Below are 24,126 nucleotides of genomic sequence, written 5' to 3' on the forward strand. Positions count from 1 at the left end.
ACCGCCGAACCACTCATCACCACACCAGCAACCACCAAAGCCGAGACGGTCATCGGAGCAGAAATACGCATTCGACCACACCCATCCTCGACGTCTTTGGGAGCGGTTGTCCGGGACATCCCCTGCCCGGGTAGCTCAGGACAACGGTGTCCAGGTTACCCATCGGTCAGGTAGTTGTTCGGTATTTCCGGTCACCGATCGGCGCCGGGTGGTGAATCCGGTGGCGCGGCCGGAATTCGGCCGGAGATTTTTTTGCGAGCGGGCTTTCCGGATTTCTCCGAACGAGTCTCCTGGACCGTGGATTCCGCGGTGTCGATCCGATCCAGGATCTCCTTCATCTCCTCCAGTTCACGGCGCAGATAATCGCGCGTGGCCACTTCGCCGATGGCGAGTCGCAACGCCGCCAACTCGCGGGCGAGGAACTCGGTGTCCGCCTTGGTCTGCGCGGCCCGCACACGGTCTTCCTCCAAGGAGACCCGGTCGCGGTTGTCCTGGCGGTTCTGCGCAAGCAGAATCAGCGGCGCGGCGTAGGCGGCCTGCGTGGAGAACGCCAGATTCAAGAGAATGAACGGGTACGGGTCCCATCGCAGCGCGAGCACGAACACGTTCAAGACGATCCAGATCAGCACCACGATCGTCTGCATCGCCAGATAGCGCCCCGTGCCGAGGAACCGCGCCACTCGTTCGCTGCTGCGCGCCAGAGCCTCGGCGTCCCAGTCCAACCGGAACCGAGTTTCCATCGGTGTCTCCAGACGCTGACGCGCGCTGCTGTAGCCGCCTCGCCCGGCAGGGTCCTTGTCACTCATGCCCGAGCATCCCCTCGTGCGTCTCTTCCTCGTCACGCCAGTCGTCCGGCAGCAGGTGGTCGAGCACATCATCCACGCTGACCGCGCCGAGCAGGTGATTCTCCTCGTCCACCACGGGTCCGCAGACCAGGTTGTAGGTCGCGAAGTAGCGGGTCACCACCGCGAGTGGGACGTCGGGGCGCAGCGGCGCGAGGTCGGCGTCGAGTATGCCGCCGACCAGATGGGCGGGCGGTTCCCGCAGCAGTTGCTGGGTATGCACCAAACCCAGGTAGCGGCCGGTTGGCGTGGCGGTGGGTGGACGGACCACGAACACCATGGAGGCGAGCGCGGGGGTCAGATCGGGGTTGCGCACCCGTGCCAGCGCCTCGGCGACCGTGGTGGCCGGCGTCAAAATGATCGGCTTCGGCGTCATCAAGCCGCCCGCGCTGTACGGGGAGTGTTCCAGCAGCCTGCGGACCGGCTCGGATTCCTCCGGGTCCATCAGTGCCAGCAGCGATTCGGCCTCCGCCTCGGGCAGTTCGCCGAGCAGGTCGGCGGCGTCGTCGGGGTCCATCGCCTCGAGCACGTCGGCCGCTCGGCTCGACTCCAGATGGCCGAGCAGTTCGACCTGCTCGTCGTCCGGGAGTTCCTGCACGACATCGGCGAGGCGTTCGTCGTCCAGTGCGACGGACACCTCGATGCGCCGCTTCTCCGGCAGCTCGCGCAACAGGTGCGCGACGTCGGCCGGACGCATCCCCTCGAACTGTTCCAGCAGCTGGGTGACGTCCTGCCCCGGCCTGCCGATCTCGTACGTGGTCAGGCCGGACACTCGGACCCAGTCGACCACGTGCACGGTCCGGCGGCGACCCAGCCTGCGGTGTCCGCGCACGGCGACCCTGCTGACCAGCCAGTCCCTGGTGCGGGTCTGCTCGATGCCGAGATCGACCACGTGCACTTCGACGCCGTCCAGGTCCGGCAGGTCGGGATCCTGTACGCGCACCGTGGAGTCCACGATCTGCGCCAGCGCCAGCATTTCGCCGGGGCGCTGGGTGAAACGACGCAGGCTGACCGTTCCGGTGTTCAGCGTGACCACGCCGGGCTCGATCGCCGTGACCCGCAGGATCGGCACGAAAATACGCCGCCGGGTGGGCAGTTCGACGACGAGGCCGTGCACGCGCGGTTGCTGACGGTCGGACCGGATGGCCACGACGACGTCGCGGACCCGGCCGATAGACTCGCCATCCGGCCCCAGCACCACCAGGCCGGCCAGCCTGGCGACGTACACCCTGGTAGCTGCCATGCTGCCAGGCTAGAGGTTCGCCGGCGGGTGTTCGCACCGCGCCACGATCGACGGGAGTGATGATGCAGCCGCGCCGTTCGGTGCTCGCTTGCCCCGGCAGCAACAAGAAGATGATCGACAAGGCCAAACAGCTCCCGGTCGACGAGGTGTTCCTCGACCTGGAAGACGCCGTCGCACCGGTCGCCAAGGCGGCAGCCCGCGCGAATATCGTCGCCGCTCTGAACGACTCCGGGTGGGGGACACAACTGCGCGCGGTCCGAGTGAACGACTGGACCACCGAATGGACCTACGCCGACGTGATCTCCGTGGTCGAGGGTGCGGGGACCGCGCTGGACGCGATCCTGCTGCCCAAGGTGACCGATGCCGGTCAGGTACGCGCGCTGGACCTGCTGCTGACCCAACTCGAGAAGTCCTGCGGCCTCGAGGTCGGGCGGATCGGCATCGAGCCGCAGATCGAGAACGCGCTCGGCCTGCGCAATATCGACGGGATCGCCACGGCGAGCCCTCGAGTGCAGGCGCTGGTCTTCGGGCCCGCCGACTTCATGGCGAGCATCAATATGCGCACCCTGGTGGTCGGTGAACAGCCGGAGGGCTATGACACCGGCGACGCCTACCACCACATCCTGATGACCATCCTGCTCGCCGCCCGCGCACATGGACTGCAGGCGATCGACGGGCCTTACCTGCAGATCCGTGACATCGAGGGCTTCCGGCGAGCGGCCGCGCGCACCGCGGCGCTCGGTTTCGACGGCAAGTGGGTGCTGCACCCCGGTCAGATCGCGGCGGCGAACGAGATCTTCAGTCCGCGCCAATCGGACTATGACCGCGCCGAACTGATCCTGGACGCGTATGCCTTCCACACTTCGGCGATGGGTGGGGCGCGCGGCGCGGTCCTGCTCGACGACGAGATGATCGATGAGGCGAGCGCCAAGATGGCGCAGGTGATCGCCGAGAAGGGCCGAGCGGCCGGAATGACGCGCACCACGTGGTTCGCACCACCGCAGCATCGGTCGGAATAGCACAATAGAGGCATGACGAATCCCATGGGGAACTCCAATCGCACGCGGCAGGGCCTGCCCACGCCGCCGTCGGGCTGGCCGGTCGCCTCGTACCCGACCTACGCCGAGGCGCAGAAAGCGGTCGACTATCTGGCCGACAACCAGTTCCCGGTGCAGGGCGTGACGATCGTCGGTGTCGACCTGATGCAGGTCGAGCGGGTTCTCTACCGACTGACCTGGGGCAAGGTCATCGGAGGTGGCGTGGTGTCGGGGGCTTGGCTCGGACTTTTCCTCGGCCTGCTGTTGAGCCTGTTCACCACCAGCGGCGCACTGGGTCCGCTGGCGGTCGGCTTGATCGGCGGCATCATCTTCGGTGTCATCTCGACCTCGATCCCGTACGCGGCGACCAAAGGGCAACGTGATTTCGCGTCCACCATGCAGTTGGTCGCTGGCCGCTACGACGTGCTGTGCGACCCGAAGTCGGCCGAGCAGGCACGCGACATGCTCGCGCGGCTGGCCATCTGACGCATGGATGTGCTGGAGTCGGTCCGCGCCGGTGTGCTGGACCATTTCGGGGTGGACGCCGCGTGCGTAGACGCCGCGTCGGTGACTTTTCTCGGTGTGGAGCCGATCGAGATCCTGCGCATCGTGGACCGCGATCTGGTGCACTACGTGACGCTGGGCGGGTCTCGGCATCCGATGGGCGATCCCGCGGCGCTGCTCGCGGATCCGCTGCGCGGGCCGCGGGCGGAGCTGGTGTTGACGCTGCGATCCGGGGTGGGTGCGAGTTCCGGGCTGGCCAAGTCACTCGGTATCCTGGCCGCCGCGCCCGTCGTCGAAGGTGTTGTCCTGCAAGCGGACGCGTTGATGGAGCTGGGCGAGTCGATGTGGCGTGACGCGCCGTTCACCTCGGTTCTGCTCGGTGACAGTGACATTCCCGACGTGGTATTGCCGGATCCGGCCGAGCCCGTGCGGTACTTCACGGTGACGCCGGTGACCGCTACCGAGGCGGCGTGGGTGCGGGTGCGTGGCGCGCAGGCACTGCGGGACGCGTGGCAGGAGGCGGGTATCGACGTGCGCGATCCGAGGCGCGCTGCGGCCAGCCTGTGATCGCCGAGCGCGACCGGGCGGCTACAGCCACTTGTTGCGATGGAAGTTGAGGTACAGACCCGTGCATACGATGATGATGACCAGCCACACCGCCGGGTAACCCCAGACCTGGTGTAATTCCCACATGTGGTCGAAGTTCATGCCGTAGATCCCGGCGATCATCGTCGGCACGGCCGCGATCGCGACCCACGCCGAGATCTTGCGCATGTCGGTGTTCTGCTGCACGCCGATCTTCGCCAGCGCGGCGCTGATCAGCGCACTGAGCGCTTCGTCGAAGTCGTTGATCCGTTCGGCGACGGTGGTGTGGTGCTCGGCGACGTCGCGCAGATAGCGTCGAACCTCCTTGGGTAACGGCAGATCCGGTTTATGGCCGAGTAGTTGGAGGGACGCGGCGAGCGGGTTCACCGCGCGTCGTAGTTCCACCACCTCGCGTTTGAGCTGATAGATCGATTCGACGGTGATCTTGCTGCGCGGGGTGAAGACTTCCTCTTCCATTTCGTCGATGTCGTTCTCGACCGACTGCGCCACTTCGATATACGAGTCGACCACCCGGTCGGCGATCGCGTGCAACACGGCGCCGGGGCCGAGCGACAGCTGGGCCGGAGTCTCCTCCAAGGCACTGCGGACCTCGGCGAGTCCGGAATGTTCCCCGTGCCGGACCGCGACCACGAAGTCGGGCCCGGTGAACACGACGATCTCACCGGTTTCGACGATCTCACTGACGCTGTGCAATTCGTGCTCGACGTAGCTCACGGTGCGTAACACCAGCAGCAGCAGGTCGTCGTAGCGCTCCAACTTCGGCCGCTGGTGGGTCTGTACGGCGTTCTCCACGGCCAACTGGTGCAGGCCGAAGGTGCTCGCGATATCGGCCATCTGCGTCCGGTCCGGATCGTGCAGACCGACCCAGACGAAGCCGGTCCCGCGATCACGGACTTCTTCCAGCGCTTGCCGGTGCGTGAACCGGCCGGGGAGACGCTTGCCCTCCACGTACACCGCGCAGTCGACGATCGCCCGCGCGGTCGGTACCGGGATGCGCTGCCGCGGCTGCGTCGTCCGGCCGGGACCGCGGAAGGACGACAGCGGGGAAAAGGAGGCCACGGTGCGATGCTACGTCCCGGTGTGCCGCGGCGGGCGCCTGCGCGTGTGGGCAGGGATGCGCGCACTGTAAGACTGGGGGAGTGCGCATCGACCTGCATACTCATTCGACAGCTTCCGACGGTACCGACACTCCGGCCGAACTGGTGCGGAACGCGGCTGCCGCGGGACTGGACGTGGTCGCGATCACCGACCACGATACGACGGCAGGATGGGCGGAGGCGGTCGACGCACTGCCGAAAGGGATGACCCTGGTCCGCGGTATGGAGATGTCCTGTGTCGGGCTCGGTGCGGATGGCTGGCCGGTTCCGGTCCACCTGCTCGCCTACCTGTTCGACCCGGCCGATCGCAGTTTCGCCGATGAACGCGAGCGGCTACGCGCCGAGCGGGTGGGTCGGTTACGGGCCATGGCGGAGCGGATGGCGGCCGATGGACTCCCGATCGACCCCGACGCCGTGCTCGCCTCGGCCGGGCCGTCGGCTGGTCGTCCGCATCTGGCGCGGGCGCTGGTCGAGGCGGGCGTGGTGGCGAGCGTGGACGCGGCGTTCGCCGAGCTGCTCGCCCCGCACGGCCGCTACTACGCGGAGAAGGCCGATACACCGCTGCGTCGCGCGGTCGAGATGATCGCCACGGCCGGTGGCGTGAGCGTGCTCGCGCACACCAGGGCGCGCAAGCGGGGCAGGTTGCTCGCGCTCTCGGACATTCGCGAGCTGGCCGCGCTCGGGCTCGGCGGTCTGGAGATCGCCCATCCGGACCACTCCGCGGCCGACCGCGCACTGCTGACCGACCTGGCCGCCGAACTCGGTCTGCTCACCACCGGCTCGTCGGACTATCACGGCGCCAATAAAACCATTCGGCTCGGTGAATTCACCACCGATCCCGCGCACTTCGAGGAGCTGGCGGGCAAGGCGACCGGAGTACCGGTGGTCGCCTCGTGAGACCGGTGCGTGGGCTCAGCGGAATCGTCGCCGCCGGCACCGTCGTCCTCATGCTCGTGGTGGCGGGTACCGCTGTCATCGCGGGCCGGCGCGGGTTTCCCGGCCCCGGCGGGGAGTCGGTGACCTGGCACGTGGCGGCGGCCGTGATTGCCGTTGCGGCACAGATGTATTCGGATAGGCATCGGGGTTCGGCCGCCTTTTCCGGATCAGCGGTCGTTTTCGTCGTGGCCGGACTATTGCTCTGGACGCAATGGTGGAGCTGAGATCCCGGTTTTAGTTGCGGCCGGGTGAATTGTGCCCGAACATTTCTCTTTGTGGATGTACTCGAGACGGACGTCCTGATACTCGGCGGTGGGCCCGCCGGGACTTGGGCCGCCGTCTCGGCCGCCGCCACGGGGATGGGTGTCGTTCTCGCCGACAAAGCGCGCTGCGGGTCCAGTGGACCGACCGCGTTCGGCACCACGTCGCTGTGGAACATTCCGCCGGGCCCCGCACGGGACGAGGCGGTCCACCGTGGGTACGCGCACGGTGGCGGACTCGGCGATCCGGATTGGATGTACCGCGTCCTGGAGGAGACCCATCAGCGGGTGGAACAGTTGGCCAGGTGGGGCCATCGGCTGTCGGGCGAGGCATCGGGCGGCGGTCCGCGGCGGCTGTACCTGGACGGTGCGGGCTACCTGCGTCGCATGCGCCGCGGCGCACTCGCGGCCGGGGTGCGGATTCTGGACCATCATCCGGCGGTGCAGCTGCTCGTCGATCGGGACGGCGTGGTGTGCGGTGCGACCGGGTTGGCTCCACACAACGGCTTTCGGCGGTGGACCGTGCGTGCGGGCGCGGTCGTGGTCGCCACCGGGGGTTGCGCGTTCCTGTCGGGTAGGGCGGGCACCGACGTGGACACCGGCGACGGGTTGCTGTTCGCCGCGGAAGCGGGCGCCGAGCTGTCGGGCATGGAGTTCTCCAACGCCTACGGTCTGACCGCGCTACCGCGCGCCAGGACGTCCACGGCGCGCTCGAGTTTCGCGTCCGGACTTGCCCTGCAATTCGCCACGTTCCACGACGAATCCGGTGCCGTCATCGACGGGCATCGGGCCGAGGCATTCGCGGCCATCGCCGACGGGCGTCAGGTCTTCGCGGCATTCGACGATGTACCCGAGGCCGTCCGGCGCTGGTTGGCGCGTCACGGTGTTCTCGACCACACCAGGCGGGTGCCGCTGCACGCCGTCCTGGAGGGTACCGTGCGCGGCACCGGCGGCCTGCGGATCACCGGACCGGACTGCGCCACCACCGTCGCCGGGCTCTACGCCGCGGGCGACGTCACCACCCGAGAACCGATCACCGGCGCCATCAGCGGGCTCGGCGGCCAGGGTGGCGCGTGGGCCATCGCCTCCGGTGTCTGGGCGGGCACGGCGGCGGCGGGGTTCGCGCGTGGCGTGGATCGGCGCGGTCCCGCTCACGAGGTGCCGGGAGCCGGGCTCAATGCCGTGGCTCGGATCGACCCCAGAGCAGTGGTCGGGCTGGTGCAGGAGCACACCTTGCCGCTGCGGCGCAGCTATTGGCGCAGTGCTGGTAGCTTGCGCGACAGCATCGGCGAACTCGACGGGATGTGGCCGGGAGCGGAATTCGATCTCGGCGGCAGTGGCGTGGAGCGACTGCGCGCCAGACAGGCCGCCGCGCTGCTCGCGGTGGCGCGGTGGACGAAATACAGTGCGCTGATGCGAGCCGAGAGTCGTGGCATGCACCGCCGTACCGATCATCCCGGTGCGGCGGAGAGTTGGCGGGTGCGGCTGATGTCCGGTGGGATTCGCAGTGTGTGGGTGCGACCGGAAGGCCGCGCGATGCTGTCGAGGAAGCACGTGTGCGAAATCGTCGCCTAGGTCTGCTGTCCGCTCGGCGCCACTCGTCGCGACAGCTCGCCGGACAGCCGCCGTGAGCTTCCGGTTTCCGCTGACCCGAGGATGATTCCGCCGTCGGCGCCGCGGCTCGACGGCGCGCGACACGGCCCAGGCGAAACCAGTTTGGCAACTCGCTGCCGGGCTGGCAGAATGTGTCGGATTCCTTACTCGAGCCACCGCCGGGCAGGGGAGAACGGAGATCTCCGCCTCACGACGCACCGTCGCGACTCGAGGATCATGCCGCATGTTCTGTCCGGACCCACCCGTCCGGTTCTCGCTCCGAGGACCAGTGCCGCGACACGTCTTCGAGATATCGGCAGCCGCGTTCGTTTGCGCGTAGCCATCTCGAAACCTCCCGGTCAGCGCACCCGATGAGCGTAATGAATCACCTTTTGCTAATTACCCGGTGGTAACCGTCCCCCGGTTTAGCCCGATCCGAGCAGGAGTGAAATCGTGTCACCTGTGACTGACGCACCGAATGCCACCGAAAGCCTTTCCGAAATCACGCACGACGAAATTTTCGCGGGACATCTCGGCGGCAAACTTTCGGTCGAACTCAGCTCTCCGTTGGAGACGCAGCGCGACCTCTCGATCGCCTACACCCCGGGTGTCGCGCAGGTAAGCCGCGCGATCGCACAGGAGGAGGCGCTCGCCAAGCGCTACACCTGGACCGACCGGTTGGTCGTCGTGGTCAGCGACGGCACCGCGGTCCTCGGCCTCGGTGACATCGGCCCCCGCGCCTCGCTGCCCGTCATGGAGGGCAAAGCCGCGCTGTTCAAGAAGTTCGCCGACCTGAACTCGATCCCGATCGTCCTGGACACCAAGGACGTCGACGAGATCGTCGATACGCTGATCCGCCTTCGCCCGAGCTTCGGCGCGGTGAACCTGGAGGACATCTCCGCGCCGCGCTGTTTCGAGATCGAGAAGCGGGTCATCGAAGCGCTGGACTGCCCGGTCATGCACGACGACCAGCACGGCACTGCCATCGTGGTGCTCGCCGCCCTCAACGGCGCGGCGAAGGTGCAGGGTCGCGATATCGAGGGCCTGAAGGTCGTGGTGTCGGGTGCGGGTGCGGCCGGTGTCGCGTGCACGAACATCCTGCTGGCCGCCGGTGTTCAGGACGTCATCGTGCTGGACTCGAAGGGCATCGTCAGCCGGAACCGTGGTGACCTCAACGAGGTGAAGGCGGAACTGGCCACCCGGACCAACCCCCGGGATCTCACCGGGGGAGCCGCTGAGGCGCTCGCGGGCGCCGATGTGTTCCTCGGCCTCTCCGCCGGTCTGATCGCCGAAGAGCTCATCGCTTCCATGGCGCCGGAGTCGATCGTGTTCGCCATGTCCAACCCGGACCCCGAGATCCACCCCGAGGTCGCGCGCAAGTACGCCGCGATCGTGGCCACCGGCCGGAGTGACTTCCCGAACCAGATCAACAACGTGCTGGCGTTTCCCGGCGTCTTCAAGGGCGCGCTGGACGCGGGCGCGCGCCGAATCACCGAGGGCATGAAGATCGCCGCCGCCAACGCGATTCTCGGCGTCGTCGCCGACGAACTGGGCCCCGAGAAGATCGTGCCCAGCCCGCTCGACCCACGGGTCGCGCCGGCTGTCGCCGAGGCCGTCGCCGCCGCTGCCCGCGCCGAGGGCGTCGCGTAACCGATCGTCTCGATCGACGAAGCGCCCCGCTCGTTTTGAACTGCTCCCCGAAAGTTGGACCGCGAAATTGTGGTCCTGACTTCTGGGGAGCAGTTCTATGCGTGCGGACTCGGTGGATTCAGTTCATGGTCGGCACGTCGGTCGCGGGAGCAATGGTCGGTCGCGGTGATCGGCGCAGCCGACCGGTCCCCGGCGCGCCGGCCCACACGGTGAAGGCCAGCAGACCATCGAGCAGCATCGCAAGGATTGCCACCAAGAGGGCGCCGACCAGCACGCGGTCGTAGCGGTAGAGGCTGATGCCATCGAAGATATAGCGGCCGAGTCCGCCGAGGTTGACGTAGGCGGCGATGGTCGCGGTGGCGACCACCTGGAGGGTGGCGCCCCGGAGGCCGGTGAGCAGAATGGGCAGTGCGTTGGGCACTTCCACCCGGAACAAGATCTGGCGTTCGGTCATGCCCATGGCGCGTGAGGCGTCCACGACATCGGTCGGGACGTTCGCGATCCCGGCGTAGGCGCCCGCCAGCAGTGGCGGAATACCAACCGTGACCAAAGCCAACAGTGGTGGGATCAGGCCGAGTCCGAGCAACAGCACCAGAAATGTCAGCAGGCCGAGTGTCGGGAGGGCGCGCATGGCGTTGGCGAAGCCGACCAGCACTGCCGCTCCGCGCCTGGTGTGGCCGATGACCAGGCCCAGCGGCACCGCGATCACGGTGGAGATGGCGATGGTCAGGAAGCTGTACCAGAGGTGCTGGGCGATCCTGGTGCCGACCCCGGCCGGGCCGCTCCAGTTGGCGCCATCGGTGAGGTAGTGCCAGGCGTCGAGGAAATAGGTCATGCGGCAGTGCCTTTCGCTGGCGCGGTCCTGGCATCGGCCCGAATCCACGGCGTCGACCAGCGCCCGAGCCCATACACCACCCGGTCCGCGAGCAGAGCGAGCGCCAGCGTCACGATGATGCCGGCGACGATCTCATCCGGATAGTCGCGCTGATACCCCTGGGTGAACAGCTTGCCGAGTCCGCCGACCCCGATCAGCGCGCCGACCGACACCATGGCGATGTTGGTGACCACCACCACCCGCAGACTGGACACGAAAACCGGGAGAGCGAGCGGCATGTCGACGGTGAGCGTGCGGCGCAGCGAACCGAAGCCGACCGCGTCGGCCGCGTCGAGCACGCTGGCGGGCGCCGAATCCAAGGCGGCGGGGACCGCGATCACCAGCAGCGCCGTCGAGTAGATGGTGAGCGCGATGATCACGTTGAGCGGATCGATGGTCGAAATCCCCACCAGCGGAGGGATGATCACGAACAGTGCCAGCGACGGAATGGTGTATGCCAAGCTCGCCACGGTCACCGTGACCCGCCGCAGCCACGCCACCCGGCGAACGAGCGCGCCGATCGGAATCGCGATCACCAGCGCAAGCAGCAGCGGCACCAGCGCGAGATACAGATGGGTTCCGGTGAAACCCATGATCTCCGCGAAGTTGTCGATGAGATACTTCATGCCGCCCTCCGGATCTCGCGCACCCGGTCGCTCACGTCTGCACCTCGCTGACGCTCGGTTCCGTCGTGCGCGAGGCGCACTGTGCTGATGGTTCGCTCGCAAGCTCGCTCACGACTGCACCTCGCTGACGCTCGGTTCCGTCGTGCGCGAGGCGCGCTGTGCCGATGGTTCGCTCGCAAGCTCGCTCACGACTGCACCTCGCTGACGCTCGGTTCCGTCGTGCGCGAGGCGCACTGTGCCGATGGTTCGCTCGCAAGCTCGCTCACGGCACTTCCTGTTCGAAGAAGTGCCGGTTGCGTTCCGCGTCCTCGGTGGCGCGCTGGCCGGCCAATTGCTGCAACACCTCGGTGGCCAATACCCCACCACGCACCGATCCGGAATCGTCCACGGCGACACCGATCCCGGAGGGCGAGGAGATCGCGGCGTCCAGTGCCTGGCGCAGGTCCCCTGTCGGGGTGAACAGCGAGCCGCCCGCGGCCATGCTGTCGGCCAGTGCACGACCGGAGCGCAGCGACTCGACGCCGGTCACGTCCACCCAGCCGAGCGGCTTGCCCGTCGCGTCGACCACCAGCACCCAGTCGCCGCGGTCGAGCCGTAGCGAACCCACTTGGTCCGCGGCCGCGGTCCGGATCTCCTGCAGCGGCACATCGTTCGCGGTGCGGAAGGACAGTCCGCGATACCCGCGGTCGCGGCCGACGAAGTCGGCGACGAAGTCGGTCGCGGGCTGGGCGAGTAGGTACCCCGGGGGGTCGTATTGCTGCAGCACCCCGCCGCGGCCGAATACCGCCACTCGGTCACCGAGCGTGATCGCCTCGTCGATGTCGTGGGTGACGAAGACGATGGTCTTGTTCAATTCCGCCTGTAGCCGCTGCATTTCGACCTGCAGTTCGGCCCGTACCACCGGATCGACGGCGCTGAACGGCTCGTCCATCAGCAGCACCGGCGGGTCGGCGGCCAGGGCACGGGCCACACCGACGCGCTGCTGTTGACCGCCGGACAACTGCGCCGGATACCTCCCGGCCAGCGATCGGTCCAGGCCGACTCGGTCGAGAACCTCGAGCGCCGCGGCGCGCGCCGCGCGGCGTGAGTCACCGCGCAGCACCGGAACGGTGGCGACGTTGTCGATGATCGTGCGGTGCGGCAGCAGCCCGCCGCTTTGGATCACGTACCCGATGCCGAGGCGCAGCCGCACCGGGTCGACCGCCGAAATATCCTGTCCGGCAATGGTGATCGTGCCGGAGCTGGGGGTGATCATCCGGTTGATCATCCGCATCGAGGTGGTCTTTCCACAGCCGGACGGGCCGACGAACACGGTGAACGAACCGGATTGGATGTGCAGGTCGAGGTTGGTCACGGCGTGGGTGCCGTCTGGATAAGACTTGCTGATACCGGAGAACTCGATATCGGACAACAGTTCGCTCCTAGCCGATCGGTGTGTTCAGCCCTTGGGCGGCGACCCAGGCCACTGCGGCGGCGCGAGGCTCGGTCTTGCCGGTGCCCGAGACGGCCTCGTTCAGCTTGGTCAGCTCGGCGGTGGTCAGCTTGGCCGACGCCGCGGCGAGTGCGGCGAGCGCCTTGTCCGACTTCTTGGCCGCGTTGAACAGTGGCACGATGTTCTGTGCCGCGAAATTGTGCTTCGGGTCCGCCAGCACCACAAGATCGTTTTGCGCGATGGCGGGCGAGGTGGTGAAGATATTGGCCGCGGTGACCTGGCCGTCTACCAGGGCCCGCACTGTTGCGGGGCCGCCGCCGTCGGCGATCGGCACGAAGTTGTTCGCGGCGATGTCGAGGCCGTAGTTCTTCTTCAGGCCGGGCAGCCCGCCTGCGCGCTCTTGGAATTCGGCGGGTGCGCCGAACTTCACCTCGGCCGAATGCGCGGCCAGGTCGGCGATGGTGTGCAGGTTCCAGCGTTCGGCGGTGGCGCGGGTCACCACGACGGCATCGGAGTCCTCGCCGGGCGCGGGGGCGCCGATGGCCAGGTCGGAGCCGAGTGCCTTGGCGAGCGCACTGTCCACGTCGGACGCGCTCGTCGCGGTCGCGCCCTTGTCCAAGTACTGCAGCAGATTGCCGGTGTACTCGGGCAGCACCGAGATGGCGCACTGTCGCAGCGCCGGGATGTACGCTTCGCGGCTACCGATGTTGAGCTTGGTGTCGACGGCGAATCCGTTGACCCGGAGGACCTCCGCGTACACGTTGGCGACGGTTTCGGACTCCGGGAAGTTCGCCGAACCGACGATCAGCCCATCGCCTGCGCAGCTGCCGGTGGCGCCGAGCGGATCGGAATTGCCGCATCCGGACAGAATCATGGCCGCCGCGAGCACCGCTGCGGAGGCGAGCAGTCGGGAGGCTCGCAGCACGGAGGACCCGCGCCAGGCGGCAACGGGAGTTCTGGTGGATTTCACGGGAGTCCTTCCGGCATGACGGGCGGTGCGCGGTCTCGGGGCCGAACAGCCACCGGTACATTCTGGGTGTCCATACTGCCCGCTTCGGAATGTTCCTGTCGGCTGAGTCGGTCTGTCGGAGAGTTGGTGTCGTCGGATGGTGGTGGCCGCGTCGGTGCGGATGATGGCTCGATCCCTGGTCATCGCGGCTGTCGCGCTGGCGGTGTCATGCGGGAGCGACGCGTCGGTGCCGTTCATCACGGTCGGTGCGGGCGATTCGGTGGAGTCCGCGGTGCTGGCCGAGATCTACGCCGGCGCGCTGGCGCGCACGGGTGCGCGGACCGCGGTCGAATCGGGCCTGGGCGGCCGCTCGGACTATCTGGCCGCGCTCGACGGGGATCGGGTCCAGTTGGTCGGCGAGCACTCCGGCGCGTTGCTCGCCTATCTCGATGAGCATGCGGCCGCTCGCCTGCCGCAGAAAGTCGAGGCCGCGCTGAGCGCCGCGCTGCCCGAGGGACTCGTGGTCTCCGATATCGCCGATGGCGCTGATCTCCGGCCGCGAGTACTGCTGACCGAGCAGGCGGCGATGCGCGACAACGTGCGATCCGTCGGAGATCTGACCCCGCACTGCGGGGTGCTGACCGTCGGCGTGGTGTCCGTGCCCGGCGTGCTGCCGCTGCCGGCCGGGTTGGATCAGGTGACTGGTTGCGCCTTCGCGACCACCGTGGCGTTTCCGGATTCGGTCGCGCTTCGAAAGGCGTTGCTGGATGGTGAGATTCAAGCCGGAAGGTTGACCGGTCCGCCCGAACTCACCCCCGGTGTGACCGACGGGCTCGTCGTCCTGACCGACGACGAGTATGCCGTGCGCGCCGAAAATGTGCTGCCGCTGTTCCGCAAGGGGTTGCTCGACCAGCAGCGGATCAAGAAGTTGAATTACGTCGCGGGGGAGCTGCGGACCGAGGATCTCGCGGTCATGATCCGCCGTGTCCGTGACGAGGGCGCCGCGCCCAGTGAGGTCGCGCGGGCCTGGTTGGACGCACACGCGCTGTAGGCAGCACCCGTCGCGGACGGCACTTTCGCCCGGTCGCGCCGACTTCGCGAGCGGATTGTCAGCCGACCCGTCCCGGCTTTCAGCGGCCTTCGGCCAGACGGGACCAGTCTTCCCCAGCGCGAAGTGCGCGAGCGCGCCGCCGGCTGGTCTGCGCACTGGTCGACGCATCATCGGACGTCGGGTCTGCGCCGGGCCGAATGGTGCGTTCGTCGGCCCTACGCGCTCATCGCTGAATTGTTGGTGTTGCCGCCGACCTCTGTGTGCCGATCGGTGCGCACTCATGGTGCACACGAGCCGGCGCGTGTGTGCCGATCGGTGCGGCCGACGCTCGTGCGGTGAACGAGTGACTGTCAGCGCGGAGCCGTATGCCCTGCGCAGCTCTGTATCTCGCGCATCAATTCGCGGTACTTCGACGCCTTGCCGGCTATTGTTTTGAGCGGTATATTCCACATGGAATATTAGAAGCGGACTATGTCAGTGACAAGGACTAGCGTGCATTCGCGATGGTCTCGGCTCGTCGATGACAGCGGACCGAGTCTCGGCGCGGCGATCTATGGGAGGTGACCGGACATGGCACAGCAGGCGTATCCGCCGGCGACGCCGTTGGCGATTGCCGTGCTCGCACTGCTCGAAGAGCGGCCGATGCATCCGTACGAGATGTATCAGACGCTGATCACCCGCCGGGAGGACATGCTGGTCAAGGTGCGGCCCGGCTCGCTGTACCACACCGTGGCCAGGCTGGCCGACCAGGAGCTTGTTCGCTCCGAAGGCGTCGACCGGGCGGGAAACCGCCCCGAACGCACCACCTATCGGATCACCGCGCGCGGCAGGGACGCGCTACGCAACCGGATCGCCGAGATCGTCCGCAGGCCGATCGCGGAGTATCCGATGTTCCCGGTAGCGCTCGGGGAATTGCACAACCTTCCCGTGCGGGACGTTCTCGTGCTGCTGCGGGAACGGCTCGACCATCTGGAAACCGATATCGCCGACGTCGACATGTTGATCGCGTGGGCGGACGAGAACGTCGTGCCACGCCGCTACTGGATCGTGCTCCCGTATCTGCGCACCATGATCGGCGCCGAGGCCGCGTGGGTGAACGATTTCATCGCCGAACTGGACAGTGGCGCACTCGAATGGGAGGACTCCGACCCGCAGGCCGACGCGCGCAGCACCGAACCCGACCATGCGTGGACAGACACCGAATCCCACACACCACCGCCCCCACGCAGGGCGGCGGCGAAGTCCGAAGATCTCAGCTTTTCGAAGACCCGAGATAGGAACGAAACTCATGCCCACACCACGTAATCCGTGGCATGCGCTGCTCGCGCTGGTCGTCGGATTCTTCATGATCCTGTTGGACATGACGATCGTCGCGGTCGCCAATCCCGCTATCATGACGAACCTGCACGCCGATATTTCCCAGGTGATCTGGGTGACCAGTGCCTATCTGCTCACCTATGCGGTGCCGCTACTGGTCACCGGCCGACTGGGTGATCGCTTCGGCCCCAAGAACATTTATCTGATCGGTCTCACGGTGTTCACCGCCGCCTCGTTGTGGTGCGGTCTGGCCGGCGCCATCGGGATGCTGATCGCCGCGCGTGCCGCGCAGGGGATCGGCGCCGCGCTGATGACACCGCAGACCATGGCAGTGATCACCAGGACCTTCCCGGCGGACCGGCGCGGCGCGGCCATGGGTCTGTGGGGCGGCGTCGCCGGTCTGGCGACCCTGGTCGGCCCGATCCTCGGCGGCGTGCTGGTCGACGGCCTCGGATGGCAGTGGATCTTCATCGTGAACGTTCCGGTCGGCATCATCGCGTTCGCGCTGGCGGTGTGGTTGGTGCCCGCCCTGCCGACCAACGAGCACAAGTTCGACATTCTCGGTGTGGTGCTGAGTGGCATCGGCATGTTCCTGCTGGTATTCGGTATCCAAGAGGGCAACAGCTACGACTGGTCACCGGGTATCTGGCTGCTGATCGGCGCGGGCCTGCTCGTGCTGGCGGTGTTCGTGGTCACCCAGGCGCGCGGTACCGGTGAGCCGCTGCTGCCGCTGAGCCTGTTCCGCGACCGCAACTTCGCGCTGTCCAACGCGGCGATCGCCGCGATGGGAGCGGCGGTGACCTCGCTGATGGTGCCGTTGTATTTCTATTTGCAGGCGGTGCGCGAGATGTCACCGACCGAGTCCGCGCTGGTGTTCGCGCCGATGGCGATCGTGACCGGTGTCGCGGCCCCGCTGATCGGCAAGTTCGCCGACAAACTGCACCCGAGGATCGTGCCCGCCGTCGGCTTCGCCCTGTTGGCGCTGTCGGTGTTCTGGTTCGCCACGCTGATGGAACCGGATTCCTCGCTCACCTGGTTCCTGGTTTCCGCGGCGCTGGGAGGCTTCGCCAACGCGTGTATCTGGGCTCCGTTGGCGGCCACCGCCACGCACAACCTGCCGGTGCAGCAGGCCGGTGCGGGCGCCGGTATCTACAACACCACCCGCCAGGTGGGTTCGGTGCTCGGCAGTGCGGCGATCAGTGCGCTGATAGCGGCCAGAATGACCGCGAACGGACTCGGCGGCGGCCAAGGCGCCGAGGGCGGCCCGGGCCAAGGGCCGGTCCCGGAGTTCGTGAAGGATACGTTCAGCACGGCGCTGCGCCAGTCCACCCTGCTTCCGGCAGGCATCCTGCTCATCGGCGTCGTCGCTTCGGCGCTGTTCATCCGCCACGGTCGGGCCGTCCCGGTGAACATTCAGAAAGACCGGGCAAAGGCCGCTTCCCTGGCCGACTGACACGTCGACTCCGTGCCCTGCCGGACAAGTGCGCGCGGGGCACGGATCATCGACGTCCCCGCCGATCACCTTGCCCCCAGCCACCACGATGTCGGCGGGTTGTGGTGAATATTCACATGCAGCGGTACTGGGTCCTGCGGATCCCGCGCCGAGTCGACATGGAAGACAACCTCACCAGTCCGCAAACATCGACGACGCGCCGGAGACGGCGCTGAGGGAAGCGAAGGTCGACCAGACAGCATCAGCGCGATCGATCCCGCCCACCGACTACACCATCCGGACTGAGTCCGTCCTGATACTGCGATCCACCGGCAAGGACGGCGCTCGATCGCCCCGCACCACAGCCAATCGACGGCACGTACGCGTTCAGCGCAGGTCCGCTCATCGACTCGTTCAGCGACCGTAGTGATACGGCGGTCATACTGCGCCGACCACCCTTTGCCTACCATCGACAACTCTCACCCCCCGCGTAGCGGGCGGCCAGCGCGGGGGACGGCTGTCACGAGCCGGGACGTCAACCGACCTGGACGGTGACCGTCGGGTAGCCGGTCGCGCCGTCGGGGACGACATCACGGCGCTCGGATGTCTGGGTTTCGCCGATGCCGTCGGTGGCGCGGGCTCGGATGGTGTGCGGGCCGACAGTGGCGTCCCAGTCGAAGACCCACTGCCGCCAGGTGTCGACGGATTGTTCGTCCGCGATGCGGGCCCGCTGCCATGCGCCGTCGTCGATCTGCACCTCGACGCCGCGGATTCCGCGATGCTGCGCCCAAGCGACACCGGCGATGGGAACGCGGCCCGGCGTGATGCGACTGCGGCCGCGCGGGGTATCGATACGCGTGCCGGTCTTGATCGGGCCGCGGGCCGACCACCCCCGGCGGGTCCAGTAGGCGGTGGCGCGGTCGAACCGAGTAACTTCCAGTTCGGTCACCCATTTGGTCGCGGAGACATAGCCGTAGAGACCGGGGACGACCAGCCGGGCAGGGTAACCGTGTTGCACCGGAAGGGGTTCGCCGTTCATGCCGACAGCCAGCAAGGCGTCGCGTCCGTCGGTGAGAACCGAGAGCGGAGTGCCCGCCGTCCAGCCGTCGGTACTGTGCGAGAGCACCATGTCGGCGTCCTGATGCGGTCCCGCCGTGGCGAGCAGTTGCGCCAGGCGATATCCGAGCCAGCGGGCGTTGCCGATCAGGTCGCCGCCGACTGGATTCGACACACAGGCGAGGGTGACCAGGCGTTCCTCCGCCGGCAGCTTCGCCAAATCCGCCCAGTTGAACTGGATCTCGCGATCCACCATGCCGTGGATGCGTAGCGACCAGTCGTCGATGGATACCTGCGGCACGATCAGCGCGGTGTCGATCCGGTAGAAGTCGTTGTTCGAGGTCAGATACGGCGTCAGCCCAGGGACGCGCAGATCGACGCCGGGTGCGAGCGGTGGCGCGGGGGTGCTGGGCCGTGGCAACCGCACCGCGGCCCGTTCGCCGGAAACGTCCCGCCGCCGAGTACCTAGAAGAAGCCCGCCGACCCCGGTGGCCACAGCCAACCCGCCGGCCACCAGCAGACCTTGCAAGATCTGCCTTCGCTCCGGTGCGACTTCCGGTCCCGCACTGTCGAGCGCCGCCGGGGGTGACACCGGAGCGGGCGGCACCGCAGTGCCGCCGTCACCTGGCGCGACGGATCCAGGCGCGGCGTTATCGCTTTCGTGGCCTTGTTGCCCGGCGGCGGCAGGCGCAGGCAACGGGGGATTCGGCGTCGCCTGGGTGCGCGGCGCTGCCGCGGTTCGCGAAGCGGCGGCAGCGGGGTTCGCATGGGCATCCCCATCGGCCGAGGGTTTTTCGACCGCGGCCGCCTGCTCGATTCGACGTGTCAGCGAGCGCAGCGTGTAGACACCGACGGCGACGCCGATGACGGTCGGCAGCGCGGCAGCAAGACCGGTGCCGGCTACCGCCGCGGCGGCGGCCATCACTCCGAAGAAAGCCAGCAACCATGATCCGGCAGCACGTGCTGTGCGTTCCACCGCTCCGGCCAGGCCGGCGAAGAGAACGGCGACCACGCCCATGATCAGGTACAACACGGCCTTGTCGTGGGTGCCGAATGTCGTGATCGCCCATTCGCGCATCGTGTCGGGCGTGTGGTCGACCACGACCGAGCCCAGGGCATTGAGCGGCGCGCTGTCGGCGCCGACGAAAGACGAGACCAGCTCAGCGACGCCGAGCGTCAGTCCCGCTGAGACGATCCCAGCCACTACCCGCAGTCGCAGATCGGCCATACATCGAGCCTACTGCCGGTCCCCCCGACAGATCGTGACCATTCGATGACGTGCGAACCAACCGCTGCTACCGGGCGAACGCAGCGGCGCGCGGCGTAGTCGTCTCCGATTGTCGTCGTCTCCGATTGTCGCCGCGGAACCCTCCGGTGCGCTCGACGAAGTCGGCGCCATTCGAGCGTGGCCGATGAGCATGACCGATGAGCTCGGCGACCAGGTCCGGATGCGCGAAAGGTGCTGCCCGCACGGAAGTCTTCGCGGGCAGCACCGTTGGGGGACCAGCTCAGCTATAGATCTTCGCCACGTCGGCGGAGTGTTGCTTCATCACGACCGCGCGCTTGAGCGACATCTTCGGGGTGAGTTCACCGGTCTCCTGCGTCCAGTCGACGGACAGGATGCGAACCTTCTTGATCTGCTCGGCGTGCGAGACCTTCCTGTTCGTCTCGGCCACCGCGGCATCGATCTCGGCGATCAGGTCCTGGTTGTCGATCAGCTTCTCGATCGGAGTGTCCGCGGGCAGGCTGTGGCGTTCCTTCCAGCCGGGCAGCGACTCGGGGTCGAGGGTGATCAGCGCGCCGATGAACGGCTGGCCGTCGCCGACCACCATCACCTGGCTGATCAGCGGGTGCGCCCGCAACGAGTCCTCGAGCAACGCCGGGGAGACGTTCTTGCCGCCGGCGGTGACGAGGATTTCTTTCTTGCGGCCGGTGATCGTGATGAAACCGTCCGCATCGATGGCGCCGAGGTCGCCGGTCTTGAACCACCCGTCCTCGAAGCTGTCCTCGGTCGCCGCCTCGTTGCCCCAGTAGCCGTCGAACACCACCGAGCCGCGCACCAGCAGCTCACCGTCCTCCGCGATCTTGGCAGCGTGACCCTCGATCGGCCTGCCGACCGAGCCGACTCGAATGTGCTCCGGCGCGTTCGCGGCGATGGCGGCCGTGGTCTCGGTGAGGCCGTAACCCTCGTAGATGGTCAGCCCGACGCCGCGGAAGAAATGGCCGAGGCGGGCGCCGAGTGGGCCGCCGCCGGACATGGCCACCTCGCACCGGCCGCCGAGTGCCGCCCGCAGTTTGGTGTAGACCAACTTATCGAACAGCGCGTGCTTCACCTTGAGCGCGATTCCGGGCCCGCCGTTGTCGATCGACTCGCTCCACGCGATGGCGGTGTCGGCCGCGGCGTCGAAGATCTTGCCCTTACCGCTGTCATGCGCCTTCTGTTTGGCGCTGTTGAACACCTTCTCGAAGACGCGCGGCACCGATACGACGAAGTCCGGCTGATAGCTGCTGAACTGCTCGACCAAGGTAGACCAGTCGGCGGTGTGCGCGACCGCCACTTTGGCGTCGAACGCGGTCAATGCCAGGCCGCGTGCGTAGACGTGCGCCAGCGGCAGGAACGCGAGGGTCTTCTTACCCTCGGTGATGTGCTTGTCGAACGCGATCCGGGTGGACGCCGACTCGGCGTAGAGGTTGGCATGCGAGAGCATGACGCCCTTGGGCCTGCCAGTGGTGCCGGAGGTGTAGATCAGGGTGGCGGGCGACGCGGCCTTGACCTGAGCGCGGCGATCGTGCACGGCTTGGTCGTCGAGCTCGGCACCTCGCGTGGTCAACTCGTCCACCGCGCCCTGGTCGATCTGCAGGATCTCCCGCAGATCCGGCAGCTCTCCAGCTCCGATCTCGTCGATCACCTTGCGGTGCCGGTCGTTGTCCAGCAGAAGCATCTTGGTCGCGGAGTCCTGCAGGATCCACTTGGCCTGCTCGGCGGCGGAGCTGTCGTAGATGGCGACGGTGCACCCACCCGCGGCCCAGATGGCGAAGTCGAGGACGGCCCACTCGTACCGGTTCGGGGCCATGATGCCGACGCGATCACCGAGTTCGATGCCCGAGGCGAGCAGGCCCTTGGCGACACGGGTAACGGTTTTCGCGAATTCCGCGGCTGTTACGTCCCGCCACCCGCCACTGCCGTTCGGTACGTTGAACACCACCACGTTCGGTGATTGCTCGGCGTGGCGGAAGACGTTATCGGAATTGTTCGCGTCATCCGGAATGGGGTAGGAAGCCGGGACTTCGAACTCGCGCATTGGTGCCCTTCCACGTGGGTTTACTCGCCAGTAATGTACGACACCTGTGTCAGGGCCGTGGGGTCGACCACCGAAAACAGATCCGAAAGCGATCGCGGACTACGTAACCGCTCCGTATTCATCCTAAATCGCGCAGGTGCGCCGGTCGGATGGCTTTGCGCAGGAATTCGGCGAGTTCGCGCAGTGCGGCTGCCGCGGGTGCCACCAGGGCGGCCTGCAATTGCGCCACGTGCCACAGGCCCGTGCTTTCGGAGTAACGGACCTGCACCCCCGCCGCCCGCAGTGCGGCGACCAACTCGACGCACTGCCCGTGCAGCAGTTCGCCGACATCGACCTGGACGTAGGTCGGTGGCAGGCCGCGCAGCTCGCCGGTCAGCGGAGCGTAGCCGGGATCGGCTGGGTCGCCGTCGCCGAGGTAGGCGGCTGCGCAGGTGCGCGACCAGCGCTTATTGGTCACCAGATCGCGGTCGCGGTCCGGGATCCGGTTGGGGTCGGCCCAGGGCGCGATCAGTCCGAGCGCGGCCGGCGTGGTCTGGTGCCGTGCGATCAGCCGCCGCGCCAGCGCCAACGAGAGGCCACCGCCGGCGGAGTCACCGGAGACGGCGATCTGGTCGGGGCGGTAGCCGGTGCTGGATACCAGCTCCAGGAACGCCGACTCGGCATCGTCCAGCGCCGCGGGGAAAGGATGCTCCGGGGCCAGCCGGTAGTCGAGAGCGTAGACCGCGCAGCCGGTATCGTGCGCCAGCCGGGCCGCCAGCGAACGGTGCGTCGTGGTCGAACCGACGGTGTACCCGCCGCCGTGCAGGTACAGGACGGCGCCGTGGGCGGAGGTGTTCGCGAACCCGATCCGCTCGGCGGGTCTACCGCCGAGGCGTAACGGCTGCACGACGGTCCGCGCGGGCAGCAGTTGGGCTCTCGAACTCATGTCCAGCAGCCTGCGCTGCATTGGAAACGGCAACCGCGGGTTGAGCGTGACCCGGAAGATCGGATGCAGCACCGCCCGCGCCAGGGGCAGCGGAAGGTTGATGTCCCGCATAGTTGTTCCTCGAATCCCGGGTCAGGGTAAGAAGCGGCGTTCGACCTCGGCCGCGACGCGCTGGTAACCCGAGGCGGTTACCCGGACGAACAGGTCCAGCAGCTTGGCTTCCCCGCCGACCAGTACCCGGCCGTGGCCCTTGCGTACCCCTTCGGTAATGGTCTGCGCAGCCATGTCGGCGGTGTGGATGGCCAGCTTCTTGTCGAACATCGAGGCTGCTGACGCGCCGTCGATCCCCTCGGCGTAGGTCGCATTGCGCGCCACCGCGGTCTTGATGCCGCCGGGATGTACGCAGGTGACCTTGACCGGGTGCCGCGCGACCAGCATCTCCTGCCGCAGCGACTCGGTGAAGCCGCGGACCGCGAACTTGGCCGCGTTGTAGGCGCTCTGGCCGGGGACCGCGATCAGGCCGAACAGGCTGGACACATTGACGATGTGACCGTCGCCGGATTCGATGACCATCGGAAGGAAAGCCTTGGTGCCATTCACGACTCCCCAGAAATCGACATCCATGACACGCTCGAAGTCCTTGAATTCGGAGCGGATCACCTCGCCGTGGTGGGCGATACCCGCATTGTTGTACACCTGGTGCACCGTGCCGAAGTGCGCCTTCACCGCATCGGCGTAACGCAACACCGCTTCGCGTTCGACGACGTTCAGCCGATCGGACTCGACCTCGGCGCCACGCTCCGCGCAACGTCGGGTGGTCTCGGCCAGGCCATCGGTGTCGATATCCGACAGCGCCAGTTTCGCGCCGCGCCCGGCCAGGTTCTCTGCCAGCGCACGGCCGATTCCGGACCCCGCCCCGGTGATCACACATACTTTGTTCTCGAAGTAAGCGTCATTGCTCACGGCGCCACCGCTTCCTGGTCGGCTCGGAAGGTCGATGTGGTGTAGGCCGCCACATCGAAAGTCTTTGTCATTCTGCGGAATTCGAAGGTGAAATCAGGCCACAGTGTGGTGTTGTTGCCATGCTTGTCCAGATACCAGCTCGAGCATCCGCCGGTCAGCCAGACACTGCCCGCCAGCTTCGCCTGCAGGTCTTTGTTGTAGGCATCCTGCACGTCCCGGCGTACCTCCACGGTACGCAGTTTCATCCGGTCGACGGTGGACAGTGCGTCGGCGATGTAGTTGATCTGCGATTCGATCATGTACACCATCGATGTGTGTCCGAGGCCGACGTTCGGACCGAGTAGGAAGAACATATTGGGGAAGTTGGCGATCGCGCTGCCCTTGTAGCCTTGTTGGCCGTTGTCGTCGAATACTTCCGACAGGGTGCGGCC

The 24,126-nt window shown here is 67.2% G+C and carries 21 protein-coding genes and 1 pseudogene; 10 read left to right on the forward strand and 12 right to left on the reverse strand.

Going from position 1 to position 24,126, the window contains the following annotated elements; translation table 11 throughout:
• Positions 1-191: 191 nt before the first annotated feature.
• Positions 192-806, reverse strand: a complete 615-nt coding sequence (locus AB0B25_RS29880) for a DUF1003 domain-containing protein (RefSeq protein WP_357186518.1) — start codon at positions 804-806, stop codon at positions 192-194.
• Positions 799-2,085, reverse strand: a complete 1,287-nt coding sequence (locus tag AB0B25_RS29885) for a CBS domain-containing protein (protein ID WP_357186521.1) — start codon at positions 2,083-2,085, stop codon at positions 799-801. The genes AB0B25_RS29880 and AB0B25_RS29885 overlap by 8 nt, the downstream gene beginning before the upstream one ends.
• 62 nt (positions 2,086-2,147) lie before the next feature.
• Between AB0B25_RS29885 and AB0B25_RS29890 the strand changes: the two genes are divergently transcribed.
• The 3 genes from AB0B25_RS29890 to AB0B25_RS29900 are packed head-to-tail and all read left to right on the forward strand — an operon-like array spanning position 2,148 to position 4,193.
• Complete coding sequence (locus AB0B25_RS29890) at positions 2,148-3,104, forward strand: CoA ester lyase (protein WP_357186523.1); 957 nt, start codon at positions 2,148-2,150, stop codon at positions 3,102-3,104.
• Between the two features lie 12 nt (positions 3,105-3,116).
• On the forward strand, positions 3,117-3,608 hold the full coding sequence (locus tag AB0B25_RS29895) for a general stress protein (RefSeq protein ID WP_357186525.1): 492 nt from the start codon (positions 3,117-3,119) through the stop codon (positions 3,606-3,608).
• 3 nt (positions 3,609-3,611) lie between these two features.
• Complete coding sequence (locus AB0B25_RS29900; protein WP_357186528.1) at positions 3,612-4,193, forward strand: suppressor of fused domain protein; 582 nt, start codon at positions 3,612-3,614, stop codon at positions 4,191-4,193.
• Between the two features lie 21 nt (positions 4,194-4,214).
• Here the strand turns inward: AB0B25_RS29900 and AB0B25_RS29905 are convergent, their stop codons facing one another.
• Positions 4,215-5,273, reverse strand: coding sequence for a magnesium and cobalt transport protein CorA (locus tag AB0B25_RS29905; protein ID WP_357186569.1), 1,059 nt, complete (start codon positions 5,271-5,273; stop codon positions 4,215-4,217).
• A 98-nt stretch (positions 5,274-5,371) separates the two neighbouring features.
• Here AB0B25_RS29905 and AB0B25_RS29910 point away from each other — a divergent pair, with 98 nt between their 5' ends.
• The 4 genes from AB0B25_RS29910 to AB0B25_RS29925 all read left to right on the forward strand — a co-directional run bounded on the left by AB0B25_RS29910 (position 5,372) and on the right by AB0B25_RS29925 (position 9,768).
• Positions 5,372-6,226: a PHP domain-containing protein gene (locus tag AB0B25_RS29910; protein WP_357186531.1), complete on the forward strand. Its 855-nt coding sequence runs from the start codon at positions 5,372-5,374 to the stop codon at positions 6,224-6,226.
• Positions 6,223-6,489 carry a hypothetical protein gene (locus AB0B25_RS29915; protein ID WP_357186533.1) on the forward strand — a complete coding sequence of 89 codons (267 nt, stop codon included), beginning with the start codon at positions 6,223-6,225 and terminating at the stop codon, positions 6,487-6,489. Before AB0B25_RS29910 ends, AB0B25_RS29915 begins: the two co-directional genes overlap by 4 nt.
• 51 nt (positions 6,490-6,540) lie before the next feature.
• Positions 6,541-8,100: an FAD-binding protein gene (locus AB0B25_RS29920; protein WP_357186536.1), complete on the forward strand. Its 1,560-nt coding sequence runs from the start codon at positions 6,541-6,543 to the stop codon at positions 8,098-8,100.
• A gap of 471 nt (positions 8,101-8,571) precedes the next feature.
• A complete protein-coding gene (locus tag AB0B25_RS29925; RefSeq protein ID WP_357186539.1) occupies positions 8,572-9,768 on the forward strand; it encodes an NADP-dependent malic enzyme in 1,197 nt (398 codons plus the stop codon).
• A gap of 118 nt (positions 9,769-9,886) precedes the next feature.
• Here AB0B25_RS29925 and AB0B25_RS29930 read toward each other — a convergent pair whose 3' ends face one another.
• The 4 genes from AB0B25_RS29930 to AB0B25_RS29945 all read right to left on the reverse strand — a co-directional run bounded on the left by AB0B25_RS29930 (position 9,887) and on the right by AB0B25_RS29945 (position 13,574).
• Positions 9,887-10,603: an ABC transporter permease gene (locus AB0B25_RS29930; RefSeq protein WP_357186542.1), complete on the reverse strand. Its 717-nt coding sequence runs from the start codon at positions 10,601-10,603 to the stop codon at positions 9,887-9,889.
• Complete coding sequence (locus AB0B25_RS29935; protein ID WP_357186545.1) at positions 10,600-11,268, reverse strand: ABC transporter permease; 669 nt, start codon at positions 11,266-11,268, stop codon at positions 10,600-10,602. Before AB0B25_RS29935 ends, AB0B25_RS29930 begins: the two co-directional genes overlap by 4 nt.
• A gap of 262 nt (positions 11,269-11,530) precedes the next feature.
• The gene (locus AB0B25_RS29940; RefSeq protein ID WP_357186547.1) at positions 11,531-12,679 is read right to left on the reverse strand and encodes an ABC transporter ATP-binding protein; all 1,149 of its coding nucleotides are present in this window, start codon (positions 12,677-12,679) and stop codon (positions 11,531-11,533) included.
• Between the two features lie 10 nt (positions 12,680-12,689).
• The gene (locus tag AB0B25_RS29945; protein ID WP_357186571.1) at positions 12,690-13,574 is read right to left on the reverse strand and encodes an ABC transporter substrate-binding protein; all 885 of its coding nucleotides are present in this window, start codon (positions 13,572-13,574) and stop codon (positions 12,690-12,692) included.
• A gap of 232 nt (positions 13,575-13,806) precedes the next feature.
• Here AB0B25_RS29945 and AB0B25_RS29950 point away from each other — a divergent pair, with 232 nt between their 5' ends.
• The 3 genes from AB0B25_RS29950 (at position 13,807) to AB0B25_RS29960 (ending at position 17,470) form a co-directional block, all read left to right on the forward strand.
• Positions 13,807-14,700, forward strand: a complete 894-nt coding sequence (locus tag AB0B25_RS29950) for a glycine betaine ABC transporter substrate-binding protein (protein WP_357186549.1) — start codon at positions 13,807-13,809, stop codon at positions 14,698-14,700.
• Between the two features lie 570 nt (positions 14,701-15,270).
• The gene (locus AB0B25_RS29955) at positions 15,271-16,005 is read left to right on the forward strand and encodes a PadR family transcriptional regulator (protein ID WP_357186551.1); all 735 of its coding nucleotides are present in this window, start codon (positions 15,271-15,273) and stop codon (positions 16,003-16,005) included.
• Entirely contained in the window at positions 15,989-17,470 is a 1,482-nt protein-coding gene (locus tag AB0B25_RS29960) for a DHA2 family efflux MFS transporter permease subunit (protein WP_357186554.1), read from the forward strand. The genes AB0B25_RS29955 and AB0B25_RS29960 overlap by 17 nt, the downstream gene beginning before the upstream one ends.
• Positions 17,471-17,984: 514 nt before the next feature.
• On the opposite strand, the gene AB0B25_RS29965 is transcribed toward AB0B25_RS29960, so the two are convergent.
• The 5 genes and pseudogenes from AB0B25_RS29965 to AB0B25_RS29985 all read right to left on the reverse strand — a co-directional run.
• Positions 17,985-19,733, reverse strand: coding sequence for a molybdopterin-dependent oxidoreductase (locus AB0B25_RS29965; protein WP_357186557.1), 1,749 nt, complete (start codon positions 19,731-19,733; stop codon positions 17,985-17,987).
• Between the two features lie 280 nt (positions 19,734-20,013).
• Entirely contained in the window at positions 20,014-21,807 is a 1,794-nt protein-coding gene (locus AB0B25_RS29970) for a long-chain fatty acid--CoA ligase (protein ID WP_357186560.1), read from the reverse strand.
• Positions 21,808-21,925: 118 nt separating this feature from the next.
• On the reverse strand, positions 21,926-22,843 hold the full coding sequence (locus AB0B25_RS29975; RefSeq protein WP_357186563.1) for an alpha/beta hydrolase: 918 nt from the start codon (positions 22,841-22,843) through the stop codon (positions 21,926-21,928).
• 21 nt (positions 22,844-22,864) lie between these two features.
• Entirely contained in the window at positions 22,865-23,695 is an 831-nt protein-coding gene (locus tag AB0B25_RS29980; RefSeq protein WP_357186566.1) for an SDR family oxidoreductase, read from the reverse strand.
• Positions 23,692-24,126 (reverse strand): annotated as a pseudogene (locus tag AB0B25_RS29985) (4-hydroxyacetophenone monooxygenase); the annotation flags it as partial. The gene AB0B25_RS29980 and the pseudogene AB0B25_RS29985, both read right to left, overlap by 4 nt.

Source organism: Nocardia sp. NPDC049190, assembly GCF_040648115.1.
In the GTDB taxonomy this organism is placed as follows: domain Bacteria; phylum Actinomycetota; class Actinomycetes; order Mycobacteriales; family Mycobacteriaceae; genus Nocardia.

Excerpts from the sequence above, each read along its gene's own strand:
- AB0B25_RS29965 (WP_357186557.1), bottom strand. The coding sequence starts at position 19,733 with ATGGCCGATCTGCGACTGCGGGTAGTGGCTGGGATCGTCTCAGCGGGA.
- AB0B25_RS29930 (WP_357186542.1), bottom strand. The coding sequence starts at position 10,603 with ATGACCTATTTCCTCGACGCCTGGCACTACCTCACCGATGGCGCCAAC.
- AB0B25_RS29955 (WP_357186551.1), top strand. The coding sequence starts at position 15,271 with ATGGCACAGCAGGCGTATCCGCCGGCGACGCCGTTGGCGATTGCCGTG.
- AB0B25_RS29895 (WP_357186525.1), top strand. The coding sequence starts at position 3,117 with ATGACGAATCCCATGGGGAACTCCAATCGCACGCGGCAGGGCCTGCCC.
- AB0B25_RS29970 (WP_357186560.1), bottom strand. The coding sequence starts at position 21,807 with ATGCGCGAGTTCGAAGTCCCGGCTTCCTACCCCATTCCGGATGACGCG.
- AB0B25_RS29975 (WP_357186563.1), bottom strand. The coding sequence starts at position 22,843 with ATGCGGGACATCAACCTTCCGCTGCCCCTGGCGCGGGCGGTGCTGCAT.
- AB0B25_RS29945 (WP_357186571.1), bottom strand. The coding sequence starts at position 13,574 with ATGATTCTGTCCGGATGCGGCAATTCCGATCCGCTCGGCGCCACCGGC.
- AB0B25_RS29880 (WP_357186518.1), bottom strand. The coding sequence starts at position 806 with ATGAGTGACAAGGACCCTGCCGGGCGAGGCGGCTACAGCAGCGCGCGT.
- AB0B25_RS29950 (WP_357186549.1), top strand. The coding sequence starts at position 13,807 with ATGGTGGTGGCCGCGTCGGTGCGGATGATGGCTCGATCCCTGGTCATC.
- AB0B25_RS29900 (WP_357186528.1), top strand. The coding sequence starts at position 3,612 with ATGGATGTGCTGGAGTCGGTCCGCGCCGGTGTGCTGGACCATTTCGGG.
- AB0B25_RS29890 (WP_357186523.1), top strand. The coding sequence starts at position 2,148 with ATGCAGCCGCGCCGTTCGGTGCTCGCTTGCCCCGGCAGCAACAAGAAG.
- AB0B25_RS29960 (WP_357186554.1), top strand. The coding sequence starts at position 15,989 with ATGCCCACACCACGTAATCCGTGGCATGCGCTGCTCGCGCTGGTCGTC.
- AB0B25_RS29935 (WP_357186545.1), bottom strand. The coding sequence starts at position 11,268 with ATGAAGTATCTCATCGACAACTTCGCGGAGATCATGGGTTTCACCGGA.
- AB0B25_RS29885 (WP_357186521.1), bottom strand. The coding sequence starts at position 2,085 with ATGGCAGCTACCAGGGTGTACGTCGCCAGGCTGGCCGGCCTGGTGGTG.